The following is a 12,408-nucleotide window of genomic DNA, read 5'->3' as shown; positions in this document are numbered from 1 at the left end:
ACAACAACGGAACCAACCTATGACCTCATCCATCGTCGCCCCGAAAGAGCACCCGGACGCTGAAGATATCCGCAGCATCGAACGCGCGCGGCTTCGTGCGCTTGTGAGCGCCGACATGGCAGCGGCCGAGCCGCTGCACGCCGCAGACTTCCAGCTGATCACGCCGATCGGCGCGGCACTGTCAAAAGCCGAATATCTTGGCGCCGTTGCTGGCGGCCACATCAAGTATCTGACATGGACGCCCGGTGACATCGCCGTGCGGCTGTATGGCACGAGTGCCGTGATCCGATATCGCGCCCGCATTGAGGTGGTTTTCGGGGGCCACAAGGTCCCACCAGGCGACTATTGGCACACCGATGTTTATGAAATGCGTGACCGGCAGTGGATGGTGATCTGGTCGCAGGCCACATCGATCACACAGTTTGCCTGATCTTTGTGGATCTGCATTCGCTCCGGGTTGCTGCAGCCAGTGAAAACCGCTGCTGCAGCCCGGATCATGGGTTATGATGGCACATGACCACTTCCTCAGACGCCAAGCTCTCCAATCTGTTCCTCGACATGCTCGCCGCCGAACAAGGTGCTGGCGTCAATACACTGGACGCCTATCGCCGCGACCTCGAAGATTTCTCCGAATTTGCTGCCGGGGCGAAATCCAGCTTTGCCGGTGCCGACACCCAGTTGCTGCGCGACTATCTCGAAGACCTCGACGAGCGCGGCTTCAAATCGACCACCGTGGCGCGGCGGCTGTCCGCCATACGGCATCTGTTTCGCTTTCTGCTCAGCGAAAAAATCCGCACCGACGACCCGGCCGCCATCCTGTCCGGCCCGAAGCGCGGCCGCAGCCTGCCCAAGGTACTGTCGATCGCAGACGTCGACCGCATGCTGGTGCAGGCGCGGGCGCAGGCACAGAATACCGAAGCCTCAGCGCAACAGCGGCTGCGCGATGCCAGGCTCTATTGTCTGCTCGAAGTGCTCTACGCCACCGGGCTTCGCGTCTCCGAGCTGGTCTCGCTACCGCTCACCGCGGCGCGCCGCGATGCCCGCATGATCGTGGTGCGCGGCAAGGGCAACAAGGAGCGGCTGGTACCCCTCAATGAAACCGCCAAACAGGCGATGGCCGAATATCTCGCCGCGATGGCCGAGTTGCAGAAGTCTCAACCAAAAAAGAGTGCCGCCTCGAAGTGGCTGTTTCCGTCTTTTGGCGAGAGCGGCCATCTCACCCGACAGCATTTCGCGCGCGACCTGAAAGAACTCGCCGCTGCATCCGGCATTGCGCCGCGGCTGGTGTCGCCGCACGTGCTGCGCCACGCCTTTGCCAGTCATCTGCTGCATAACGGCGCGGATCTCCGCATCGTGCAGACCCTGCTGGGGCACACCGATATTTCGACCACGCAGATCTACACCCATGTGGTGGAAGAGCGGCTCAAGAGCCTCGTCCGCGACCTGCATCCGCTCGCGGAAAAATAGCTCTCAGCGCGAGTGCGGCTCGGCCTCGCCAAGATGATCCGCCTCATCGTCGCGCCGCATCCCGGAGGTCGGCACCAGCACCGGCTGCAGTGCCGGAATCAGCCGAGAGCGCTCACGCTTGGCGGGGATCGCGCGATAGACCTGTTTGGTGGCCTCGACGATATGCACGCCGGCAAACGGCATCGACAGCGCCGCGCCGATTCGCTCCCAGGCCATTGCCGAGCGCAGGAACCAGCCCATGCCAACGGGCGGCATGAACAGCGCCTCGCTCCACGCCGTCGGCGTAAACCAGGTCTGTCGTAGCAACTGCGTGATTTGCGAGCGCGAATAGGGTCGACCGTGACCGAACGGCGTCGAGTCGGTACGGGTCCAAACGCCCCGGCGATTCGGAATCACCGCCATCAACCGACCGGACGGCGCGAGCACGCGCCAGACCTCGCGGAGCAAACCTTCGGGATCGTCGGACATTTCCAGGGCGTGCACCAGGATGATGCGATCGACGGCGGCATCCGGCAGCGGCAGCGAGAATTCGTCGACCAGTGTGGCCAGCGCGGGCTTTGCCGTCGGCCATTTCAGCACCCCCTGCGCCGCCGGCATGAAGGCGATGCACCGTTCGGAATTCTCCCGGAAAAGGCCGAGATACGGTGTGGGGTACCCCAGACCGAGCACACGCTGGCCTTCGGCATCCGGCCAATGCGCCTGAATGCCGCGATTGATCAGCCGCCGCGCCACGATGCCGAGGCGGCGCGAATAGAAATCCCGGAGATCGATCACATCGATGGTCATGGTGGCTTTCTAACACGTTGCGGCGGCCCACGATCCCCCGAATCGCGCATTGCCAGGGCAGCGTTAACGCCACATATCCAGACCATCGCGGGCGGTGAGTTGCACCGATTGACAAGGCCGGCCCGGCTGCGGCCTAGTCGGAGAAACAGGTGCCGCGACGTCGTTGCAGGAGAGACAAAAATGCTGTCACGCCGAGGTCAAACAATCACAAGGGCGGCGGCGATGGCCGCAGGTTTGGCCGTGGCAGCACTAGCGCCAATCTCCGCCGAGGCCAATCCGGCGACGGTCGATTACATCTGCACCCCTGCGCTGCCGGGCGGCAACAAGATCTCCGTCGATTACAATTCCGGTGGCAAGTCGATCACCCTGTTCTATCCCAATGGCGAAACGCTCCGCATGCCGATCCAGCGATCCGGCTCGGGCTTCCGCTACGGCGAAGGCAATGTCGGGATTGCCGGCAAGGGCCAGACCACCATCACGCTGCAGATTGCCGGCCAGCCCGCGCGCCAATGTGTGACACCGCGCTGACCGTCATGCATCGCCCATATTCATCCCCATCAATTTGCCGCACGTATGTGCGAGCGCATCACGACGTGATCCAACGGAGTTACCATGGCTGCTGAAATTCGCGTCTTCCCCTGCCTGTCCGACAATTTCGGCTACCTGATCCACGATCCGCAGAGCCTGAAGACTGCCGCCATCGATGCGCCGGAGGCCGGTCCGATCATGAAGGTGCTGCAGCGCGAGGGCTGGAAGCTCACCGATATTCTGGTGACGCATCACCATGCGGACCATGTGGGCGGTATCGCCGAGCTGAAGAAGACCTACGGCTGCAAGGTCACAGCGCCGCACGATCAGGGCACGGCAATTCCTGAAGTCGACCTCCGCGTCGCCGAAGGCGATACCGTGCAGGTCGGCGCGCTCACCGCGCGGGTGTTCGAGACTCCCGGTCATACGCTCGACCATATCTGCTACGTGTTCGACAGCGAGCTGGCGCTGTTCTCGGCCGACACGCTGTTTTCGGGCGGCTGCGGGCGGGTGTTCGAAGGCACCTATCCGATGATGTGGCAATCGTTGAAGAAGCTGCGCACACTGCCCGACGACTACCGGGTCTATTGCGGCCACGAATACACCGCGGCCAACGTCAAGTTCTGCCTCGGCATCGACGCCAACAACGAAGCGCTGAAGAATCGCGCCGACGAAGTGGCGCAGCTGCGCGCCGTCGGCAAGCCGACCATCCCGGTGCTGCTCGGGCTTGAGAAGAAGACCAACGTGTTTCTGCGCGCCGACGATCCGGCCATCGCCGCCGCGGTCCGCCTCAAGGGATTCAGCGAGGACGACGTTTTCGGCGAACTCCGTGAACGCAAGAACAAGTCCTGATGACAGGCAAGACGCCAACTGCAGCCGAGATCATCGCAACGCTCGGCCTGCAGCCGCATCCCGAAGGCGGCCACTACCGCGAGACGTTTCGCGACAGTCGCGTAGATGCCGGCGGGCGGGCGGCATCTACGGCGATCTACTTCCTGCTGGCATCAGGCGAATGCTCGCACTGGCATCGCATCGATACCGTCGAGATCTGGCACTATCATGCTGGCGCTCCGCTCACGCTGGAAATCGCCAACGACACTGGCCAGCGGACGATCACGCTCGGGCCGGACGTCGCCGCTGGACAAGAGCCGCAAGGCATTGTCCCACCGCATGCCTGGCAGGCCGCCTCCACCACTGGCGACTGGACGCTGGTCGGCTGCACCGTGGCACCGGGTTTCGATTTCGCGACGTTTGAGTTGGCCCCGAAGGGCTGGAAGCCCGACTAGCCCGGCTTCCAGATCATATCCTTGGCTGCGATCAATGCTGCCGCGGAAGCAATATTCGCGCTCGCCTGCGCGAAGCCGGCCAGAATCAGGAGCGTCGTTGATAGCAGCGGCGTCGCATAGGAGGTGGCACCGAGCACGATGATCGCCGCCCATACCAGCGGACTCGATGGCCATACGGCGTCCTCCGTAAAGCGATGTACGGCGACGGCCAGAAATGCGGCGGTGGCGCATGTCGCACATCCTTCGAGACGCCCGCAAGGGCGGGCTCCTAGGATGAGGTCAGCGGAAACCGCGTCCGCTCAGGCGTGATATTGCCCGCCGTTGATGGTCATCGTCGACCCAGTCACGAAGCCGGACTCTTCGGCCGCCAGGAACACGACGGCGCGCGCGATTTCCTCGGGCTCGCCGAGGCGATTGACCGGGATCTGCGGCAGGATGTTCTTCTCGAGCACGTCCTTCGGCACCGCCTGCACCATTTCGGTGTTGATGTAGCCGGGGCAGATCACATTCACCGTGATACCAAGCTTGGCATTCTCCAGCGCCAGCGCCTTGGTGAAGCCGATGTCGCCAGCTTTGGCCGCGGAATAGTTGACCTGACCGAACTGCCCCTTCTGCCCGTTGATCGATGAAATGTTGATGACACGTCCGAACTTGCGCGAGCGCATGCCTTCGATCACCTGACGCGTGACATTGAACAGCGAGCCGAGATTGGTGTTGACCACCTTGTTCCACTGATCGGGCGTCATTTTGTGGAACGCGCCGTCCATCGTGATGCCGGCATTGTTGACCAGCACATCGACCGGTCCGAGTTCGGCCTCGACCTTCTTCACACCCTCGGCGCTGGCCTCGAAGGAACTGACGTCCCATTTGAAAACGGGAATGCCGGTCTCGCTTTTGAATTTCTCGGCGGCGGCATCGTTGCCGGCATAGCTTGCCGCGACGCTGTATCCCGCAATTTTCAAAGCCTTGCTGATCGCAGCGCCAATCCCTCGTGTTCCACCGGTCACCAATGCTACGCGCGCCATGATCGATCCCTCCACCAATCTCTTTTGTAGTTATAGCTTCGAATTAATCTCGCGATACGCTGAACATCAAGCAGAATTGGACCATCAAGCGAAAATGCCCGACGCAAAGCGCCGGGCATTTTGTTGTAGCAGTGTGTGCAGTGCACGCGCGAGCCGATGTTTTCGGCACGCGACGCGCAAGGATTAGTCGCGTGCGATGCACATCGCGATGCCCATGCCGCCGCCGATGCACAGCGTGGCAAGGCCTTTCTTCGCGTCGCGCTTTTCCATCTCGTGCAACAGCGTGACGAGAACACGCGCACCGGATGCACCCACCGGATGACCGATCGCGATCGCGCCACCGTTGACGTTAACCTTCGACGTATCCCAGCCGAGATCCTTGTTCACGGCGCAAGCCTGCGCAGCAAAAGCTTCATTGGCTTCGATCAGGTCGAGATCGTTAATGGTCCAGCCGGCCTTCTTCAGCGCGGCGCGCGACGCCGGGATCGGGCCAGTGCCCATGATCTTCGGATCAACGCCGGCCTGGCCCCACGACACGATGCGGGCAAGCGGCTTGAGGCCTTCCTTGGCGGCCTGCTTGGCGGTCATCAGCACCACGGCAGCAGCGCCGTCATTGATGCCGGATGCCGAGCCCGCAGTGACGGTACCGTCCTTCTCGAAGGCCGGGCGCAGCTTGGCCATGGCTTCGATAGTGGCGCCGTGGCGCGGATATTCGTCATCGCTGACGATGACGTCGCCCTTGCGGCCCTTGATTGTGACCGGAACGATCTCGTCCTTGAACTTGCCGGCCTTCTGCGCAGCTTCCGCTTTCTGCTGCGATGCAACAGCGAACTCGTCCTGCTGCTGGCGCGTGATCTGGTACTGCTTAGCCACGTTCTCGGCGGTGTTACCCATGTGATAGCCGTTGAAGGCATCCCACAGACCGTCCTTGATCATGGTGTCGACGAATTCCACCGGACCCATCTTCACGCCGCCGCGCAGATATTGCGCATGCGGGGCCATGCTCATGGATTCCTGACCGCCGGCAACGACGATTTCCGAATCACCATTGAGCAGCGCCTGATAGCCCAGCGCGACCGTGCGCAGGCCGGAACCGCACAGCATGTTGACGCCCCAAGCCGAGGTTTCCACCGGCAGGCCGGCAGCAATCGAGGCCTGACGCGCGGGGTTCTGGCCCTGCGCAGCAGTGAGGATCTGTCCCATGATGACTTCGGAGACACGGGCCGGATCGATCTTGCCGCGCTCAAGCGCCGCCTTGATGGCAATGGCGCCGAGATCATGCGCCGGCATGGTCGCGAAAGCGCCGTTGAAGCTGCCGACGGGTGTGCGGGCAGCGCTGACGATGACGACATCGTCTGACATGGACATCTCCTGTGTTGAGGTTTTTTCGACGGTCAGAGCCAGGATGGCGGGGGCCGCGTTGCAAACTATCCTGTTAACTGAGGGTTGGACTGTCAATTGGTCAGAAGCCAAATTACGGCCGCAACGCACGCAAAATGGCACGGATGTCGCTTTGCATAGCACAAGACTGCTGCCATTTTAACCGTGACGCACAAAACGGTAGCCGAGCCCCTTTGAAAGTGCTTACTTTATTGCATTGCGTTGTTCGACAACCTTATGGCGCGCTGCCGTAAGGTTCCCTGTCCTCGGTCCGTATGTGTGAGCCCCCATGGCGAAATCAGATCAACCCACGACAATCAAAAAATATGCGAACCGCCGGCTTTATAATACCGGAACAAGCACTTACGTGACGCTTGAAGATCTCGCTGCGATGGTAAAGGACGGCGAGGATTTTCTCGTCTATGACGCCAAGACCGGCGACGATATTACTCGCTCGGTGCTGGCCCAGATCATCTTCGAACAGGAAAACAAGGCTGGCCAGAATCTCCTGCCAACCACTTTCCTGCGCCAGTTGATCCGCTTCTATGGCGACAGCATGCAGATGGTGGTGCCGAAGTATCTCGAGCAGTCCATCGACAGCCTGACGCGCGAGCAGGAGAAATTCCGCAAGCAGATGACGAACACGTTCAGCATGACGCCGTTCGCGCCACTTGAGGAAACCGTTCGTCGCAACATGGAATTGTTTCAGCAGACCTTCGCGATGTTCAAGCCGTTCGTGCCGCCGCGCGGCGGCGCTGCGTCGCCGGAGCCGGAAAAGGCGCCGGAGCCGACCGCTGAGCCTGCCGACACTATGGATGACCTGCGTCGCCAGATGAAGGAAATGCAGGAACGCCTCGAGCGCATGTCGCACGAGCCGAAGCCGGAATAATTCGCGGCTCACTTATCGGAAATCGGAATGACGCCGGCCGTAGCTACACCTACGGTCGGCGTTTTCATTTGATGAGCGCAACATCGCCATGGCGAAGCAACCCACCCCACTCACTCTCGACCGGCTCGACACCCCGATCGGCATCGCGCTGCTGGTGACGAACCACGGTGGCGCACTCTGCGCACTCGACTGGATCGATTACGAAGAGCGCTTGCTGACTTTGCTGCGTCGTTACTATGGGACGGTCGAACTGACCGAGAACTCGGCACCATCCGAGATCCGCAGTGCACTCTCACGCTATTTCGACGGCGACCTCGACCAGCTCGATGGCATCACCTGCCACATCCCCGGCACGCCGTTTCAGAACCGTATCTGGACGGCACTGCGAAAAATCCCTGCAGGCAGCACACTCAGCTACGGCACGCTGGCAGCGCAACTCGGCGTGCCCAATGCGATGCGCGCCGTCGGCCATGCCAATGGTGCAAATCCCCTGAGTGTGGTCGTGCCCTGCCATCGGCTGATCGGCGCCAACGGATCACTCACCGGCTATGGCGGCGGCATCGCCCGCAAACGCTGGCTGCTGGAACATGAGGGTGTCGTGGTGAAGTAGATTCTCTCAGCCGTCATTGCGAGCTAAGCGAAGCAATCCAGTCTTTCTTCGCCTGCGCCCTTCTGGATTGCCGCGTCGCTTCGCTTCTCGCAATGACGTGGAGAGGTCAAAGCGGCAAATGCACTTACGCCGCTGGCTTCTCCGCCGCATCGCCATTCGCCAGCAAATGGATCAGCGCGCGCTCGATCGCCGCTCATGGCGATAGTTTAGGGCGCTATTTTCAGATCAACCACTTCAGCCGACGCAACAGACGCGTCGTCGATTTCGGCGACGGACAGCATCTCCACTTCGTCTCGACCATAGCGTCTGATGGTCACCCGATCGCCATTGGTAAAGCTGACATAGATATTATCGCCAATCACTACGGGGCGTGAGAAGCCCCGTCCAGGTGCAGTAATCAAGCGTTCGGCGCCGGTTTTGAGGTCCGCGACCACCAAATCGTAGCGATAGGCACCAATGTCGGTCCTCGTCCTCAGGAATGCCACCAGCGAAGCATCGGCCGAAGCGCTTGGACGGGTAGCGATGCCGGATGCTTCGAAGGATGGCGATAGCGTCGTGGAAGGCATGCTGAGGAAGCCTTTCATCGCATCGAAGGGGAGTTGAAAAATACTGCTCTGGCGGTTCGAACTGGGATCCTGTTTTGGAATGATCGGCTTTTGCGACGGCGAGCCCAGCGCAGAAAAATACAGCGATGCACCACCCAGACTAAGGGAATGCAGCTCGTACAACTGAAAGTCAGTCAGTTGGCGCGCGCCGACTGCTGGATCGAACATCCAGATATCGTTGCGGTTCAGTCTTAAGCGGCCATCGTAGGCTTTAAAGTACGGACTCGAAACGTAGAGAAATCGACCGTTGGAAATTTCAAATGCAGAGTGAATCGAACCGCTGCTCTTGACGATGCTGCGGCAGGAAAACGTATCCGTCGCACATGACACCAATTCGTAGCCCTGCTGTTCGCCGAATGGAACACGGGAGAATAATAACCGTGCCCCGTCCGGCGACAGATAGGCCGATGACAAATGCGCGCGTTCGCTGCGAAGTCTAATTTTCCGTCCGCTTTGAAAATCAATCAGAAGCAGCTGCAAATTGTCGTCCGCACCGCTTTTCACGAGTAACGCAGCATTCTTGACAGATGCGGCGAGGTAAAAGCCCCTGTCCCTGCGACCGAGATCATCCGAGCTGCTGTTCGAACTCGCCCAACGCTGGAGACTGAATACGGCAACGCCGCCAACAAAGAGTATGCCGACAACTGCCGGCCACCAGAACAATTTGCGGAGTGGTTTGGGCAACACCAACCTCGAGCTTCAGTTTGCTTTTTGCAGCGCGGAACACGTCGTAGCAAAGAATTGCTGACAGATTGTCGGCTGTTTACTTCAAACTGTATCGATCACCCTCCCACCGCGTGCCCTCTACGCCGCCGGCTTCTCCGCGATATCGCCGTTTGCCAGCAGATGGATCAACGCGCGCTTGATCGCAGCCTGACGCGTCGGGGCATTGATCTGCGCTCCAAGCAAATCGGTGACGTAGAACACGTCTCGCGCGCGCTCGCCGAAGGTCGCGACATGCGCCGAAGCGATGTTGAGGTTGAGCTTCGAGATCGCCGTGGTCAGTTGATACAACAGACCCGGCCTGTCGAGGCCGGAGACCTCGATCACGGTGTAGCGATCTGACCACTGGTTGTTGACGATAACTTCCGGCTCCACCGTGAAGGCCCTGATCTTGCCCTTGGTCGAGGCGCGCTTGGCCACGGTTTCCGGCAGCCGCACCTTGCCTTCGAGCACGTCCTCGATCATGTCGCCGATTCGTGTTGCACGGCGGCCTTCGTCGTCATCGCGATCGTATTCCCGGGAGATCGCGATGGTGTCCAGCGCGCGGCCATCGGTCGTGGTGTAAATCTGCGCGTCGACGATGTTGGCGCCGGCTGCGGCGCATGCGCCGGCGATGATCGACAGCAACCAGGGATGGTCGACGGCCAGAATCGTGAGCTCGGTGACGCCGCGGGCTTCATCGAACCCGACATTGATCGCGAGCTTGTGCCCGGCCTCTTCCGATGCCCGCAGGAAGCGCGCGTGGCGAATTTTGCGGTCGAGCTCGACCTTGAGCCAGTAGGCCGGATAGTGCCGCAGAATATAGGCGTTGAGATCCTGCTCGGGCCACTCGGTGAAGGCACGGCGGAATTCGGCCTGCGCCGATGCGATGCGCTGTGCGCGATTGACCTCGGAGAAACCACCGGTCAGCACCGGCTCGGTTTCGTAATACAGCGTCCGGATCAGCTGCGCCTTCCAGCCATTCCAGACGCCGGGACCGACGCCGCGGATATCGGCGGTGGTGAGAATCGTCAGCAGCTTCATCTGCTCGACCGACTGCACGACCGCCGCAAAATTCTCGATGGTCTTGCTATCCGACAGGTCGCGCGACTGCGCCACCGTAGACATGGTGAGATGTTCCTCGATCAGCCATGCGACGAGGTCCGTGTCCGCAGCGTTGAATCCGAGCCGCGGGCATAGCCGCCGCGCCACCTTGGCGCCGGCGATGGAATGATCCTCTGGACGCCCCTTGGCGATGTCATGCAGCAACACCGTGATATAGATCACCGCCCGATGTTCCGGGCGGATCTTGCGCATCAGATCGCTGGCGACAACGAACTCGTCGTTCCCGCCCCGCTCGATCTCCTGAAGGATGCCGACACACCGCAGCAGATGCTCATCCACCGTATAGTGATGATACATGTTGAACTGCATCATCGACACGATGCGGCCGAAGGCACGAATGAAATGACCGAGTACGCCGGTCTCGTTCATCCGCCGCAGCACGATCTCGGCGTTATCCGAGGTCAGTATCTCCATAAACAGCGCGTTGGCTTCGGCGTTCTCGCGGATCTCCGGCGTGATCAGCCGGAGCGAGCGCGTCGCGGTCCGCATCGCATCGGGATGGAAGGCCAGATTGTGCTTCTGCGCCAGTCGGAAGAATCGGATCAGATTGATCGGGTCTTCCTTGAACACGTCAGGCGCAGCAAGATTGATGCGGTTGTTGTCGATGATAAACGCATCGCTGTCCGGCAGCCGGCGGCGATGCATCTCGGGCCGCAGCTTGGCCATCATGCGCGTCAGCGCCGGCGCCGGCTTGGCCTGCTGGTCTTCGAGCTTGGCGCACAGGATCGCGGTGAGATCGCCGACTTCCTTGGCAATCAGGAAGTAGTGCTTCATGAAGCGCTCGACGTCCTGCATGCCGGGATGCGAGGTATAGCCGAGGCGGACCGCAATCTCGCGCTGCAGGTCGAACGACAGCCGCTCTTCCGGCCGTTTGGTCAGGAAGTGGATATTGCAGCGGACCGACCACAGGAAGTCTTCGCAACGCTTGAAGGTGCGGTATTCCTGCGGATCGAACACGCCGCGCGCGACCAGCTCCTTGCTATCGCGCACCCGATAGACGTATTTCGCGATCCAGAACACGGTGTGCAAATCGCGCAGACCGCCCTTGCCGTCCTTGACGTTGGGCTCGACCAGATAGCGCGACTGGCCGCCACGGCGATGGCGCTCCTCGCGTTCGGCGAGCTTGGCAGTGACGAATTCCGCGGCGGTGCCCTGCACCACTTCGGCATCGAAGCGCGTGACCAGTTCGTCGTAGAGAGCCTGATCGCCGGTGAGGAAGCGCGTTTCCAGGATCGCGGTGCGGATCGTCATGTCGCCGCGCGCCTGGCGGATCGATTCATCCACCGAACGCGTAGCGTGGCCGACCTTCAGGCCCATGTCCCACAGGCAATAGAGAATGACTTCGGCGACCTGTTCGCCCCAGGCGGTCTGCTTGTAGGGCAGGATGAACAGCAGATCGATGTCGGATTCCGGCGCCATCAGCCCGCGGCCATAGCCGCCGGTGGAGACCACCGCCATGCGCTCGGCACCGGACGGGATTGGCGAATGATACAGATGCTTCGTCGCCGCGGCGAACAGCATGCGGATGATCTCATCCTGCACGTGGCAGAGCTGCTCGGCACAGCGTCGGCCGTGGCGGTCCTTCAACAGGACGGCCTCGGCCGCTTCACTGGCCTTGAGCAGTTCGGCCTTCAGCAGCTTGGCGACGGCGGCGCGAAACAAATCGTTCTTGCCGCGATGCTGCGCTGCAAGCGCATCGATCTCGGCGGTAATCCGCGTCGTGTCGAAGTCGGTTTCGGTTGTCGGTCTGTCTTGTGTAGCAACGCTGTCCATGAACAACCCGGATATCGGACGGCGCAAGCGCTGTCACGGTGATTGTAGCCCCACAGCTAGTCCATGCTGCCTTTTGCGCAATCCGGGCAACAACGTTCTCGCGGCGGTGTCCTTGGCGCATCATATCTTCTCGTTGACGGAACGCCATAACTAATTGAAATTAAAGCACGTTTTCGCACAGAGAGCGACCCCGGCGTGGTGCCATGACGCCCGCAGGATGCAAGTCGCCTTC

12 protein-coding genes and 1 pseudogene are annotated in these 12,408 nt (G+C 60.9%); 7 read left to right on the top strand and 6 right to left on the bottom strand.

Annotated features, from left to right (window positions below):
• Window positions 1-19: 19 nt before the first annotated feature.
• Together AB8B02_RS28810 and xerD are read left to right on the top strand one after the other, a co-directional pair.
• Window positions 20-430, top strand: a complete 411-nt coding sequence (locus AB8B02_RS28810; RefSeq protein WP_439065838.1) for a nuclear transport factor 2 family protein — start codon at window positions 20-22, stop codon at window positions 428-430.
• An 83-nt stretch (window positions 431-513) separates the two neighbouring features.
• Window positions 514-1,467 (top strand): site-specific tyrosine recombinase XerD, encoded by a 954-nt coding sequence (xerD, locus tag AB8B02_RS28805; protein WP_439065837.1) that lies wholly within the window; start codon window positions 514-516, stop codon window positions 1,465-1,467.
• A gap of 3 nt (window positions 1,468-1,470) precedes the next feature.
• Here xerD and AB8B02_RS28800 read toward each other — a convergent pair whose 3' ends face one another.
• A complete protein-coding gene (locus AB8B02_RS28800) occupies window positions 1,471-2,253 on the bottom strand; it encodes a class I SAM-dependent methyltransferase (RefSeq protein WP_439065836.1) in 783 nt (260 codons plus the stop codon).
• A gap of 222 nt (window positions 2,254-2,475) precedes the next feature.
• Between AB8B02_RS28800 and AB8B02_RS28795 the strand changes: the two genes are divergently transcribed.
• From AB8B02_RS28795 to AB8B02_RS28785, 3 genes are all read left to right on the top strand, one after another.
• The gene (locus tag AB8B02_RS28795) at window positions 2,476-2,781 is read left to right on the top strand and encodes an MliC family protein (protein ID WP_439065835.1); all 306 of its coding nucleotides are present in this window, start codon (window positions 2,476-2,478) and stop codon (window positions 2,779-2,781) included.
• Between the two features lie 84 nt (window positions 2,782-2,865).
• Window positions 2,866-3,633 carry a hydroxyacylglutathione hydrolase gene (gloB, locus tag AB8B02_RS28790; RefSeq protein ID WP_439065834.1) on the top strand — a complete coding sequence of 256 codons (768 nt, stop codon included), beginning with the start codon at window positions 2,866-2,868 and terminating at the stop codon, window positions 3,631-3,633.
• The gene (locus AB8B02_RS28785) at window positions 3,633-4,067 is read left to right on the top strand and encodes a cupin domain-containing protein (RefSeq protein WP_439065833.1); all 435 of its coding nucleotides are present in this window, start codon (window positions 3,633-3,635) and stop codon (window positions 4,065-4,067) included. The genes gloB and AB8B02_RS28785 overlap by 1 nt, the downstream gene beginning before the upstream one ends.
• On the opposite strand, the pseudogene AB8B02_RS28780 reads toward AB8B02_RS28785, so the two are convergent.
• From AB8B02_RS28780 to AB8B02_RS28770, 3 genes and pseudogenes are all read right to left on the bottom strand, one after another.
• Window positions 4,064-4,297: pseudogene (locus AB8B02_RS28780) on the bottom strand (EamA family transporter); the annotation flags it as partial. The gene AB8B02_RS28785 and the pseudogene AB8B02_RS28780 overlap by 4 nt on opposite strands.
• 69 nt (window positions 4,298-4,366) lie before the next feature.
• On the bottom strand, window positions 4,367-5,092 hold the full coding sequence (phbB, locus tag AB8B02_RS28775; protein WP_175368635.1) for an acetoacetyl-CoA reductase: 726 nt from the start codon (window positions 5,090-5,092) through the stop codon (window positions 4,367-4,369).
• Window positions 5,093-5,275: 183 nt separating this feature from the next.
• Complete coding sequence (locus AB8B02_RS28770; protein WP_089262650.1) at window positions 5,276-6,454, bottom strand: acetyl-CoA C-acetyltransferase; 1,179 nt, start codon at window positions 6,452-6,454, stop codon at window positions 5,276-5,278.
• A 307-nt stretch (window positions 6,455-6,761) separates the two neighbouring features.
• Here AB8B02_RS28770 and phaR point away from each other — a divergent pair, with 307 nt between their 5' ends.
• A complete protein-coding gene (gene phaR, locus AB8B02_RS28765; RefSeq protein ID WP_089262652.1) occupies window positions 6,762-7,361 on the top strand; it encodes a polyhydroxyalkanoate synthesis repressor PhaR in 600 nt (199 codons plus the stop codon).
• 88 nt (window positions 7,362-7,449) lie between these two features.
• Complete coding sequence (locus tag AB8B02_RS28760; protein ID WP_309947817.1) at window positions 7,450-7,971, top strand: methylated-DNA--[protein]-cysteine S-methyltransferase; 522 nt, start codon at window positions 7,450-7,452, stop codon at window positions 7,969-7,971.
• Between the two features lie 206 nt (window positions 7,972-8,177).
• Here the strand turns inward: AB8B02_RS28760 and AB8B02_RS28755 are convergent, their stop codons facing one another.
• Window positions 8,178-9,260 (bottom strand): hypothetical protein, encoded by a 1,083-nt coding sequence (locus AB8B02_RS28755; RefSeq protein ID WP_439065832.1) that lies wholly within the window; start codon window positions 9,258-9,260, stop codon window positions 8,178-8,180.
• Between the two features lie 120 nt (window positions 9,261-9,380).
• Complete coding sequence (locus AB8B02_RS28750; RefSeq protein ID WP_184513274.1) at window positions 9,381-12,176, bottom strand: [protein-PII] uridylyltransferase; 2,796 nt, start codon at window positions 12,174-12,176, stop codon at window positions 9,381-9,383.
• Window positions 12,177-12,408: the final 232 nt, after the last annotated feature.

The organism is Tardiphaga sp. 862_B3_N4_1 (genome assembly GCF_051811085.1).
Lineage (GTDB): Bacteria > Pseudomonadota > Alphaproteobacteria > Rhizobiales > Xanthobacteraceae > Tardiphaga > Tardiphaga robiniae.
This window is presented reverse-complemented; position numbering and strand designations above follow the sequence as displayed.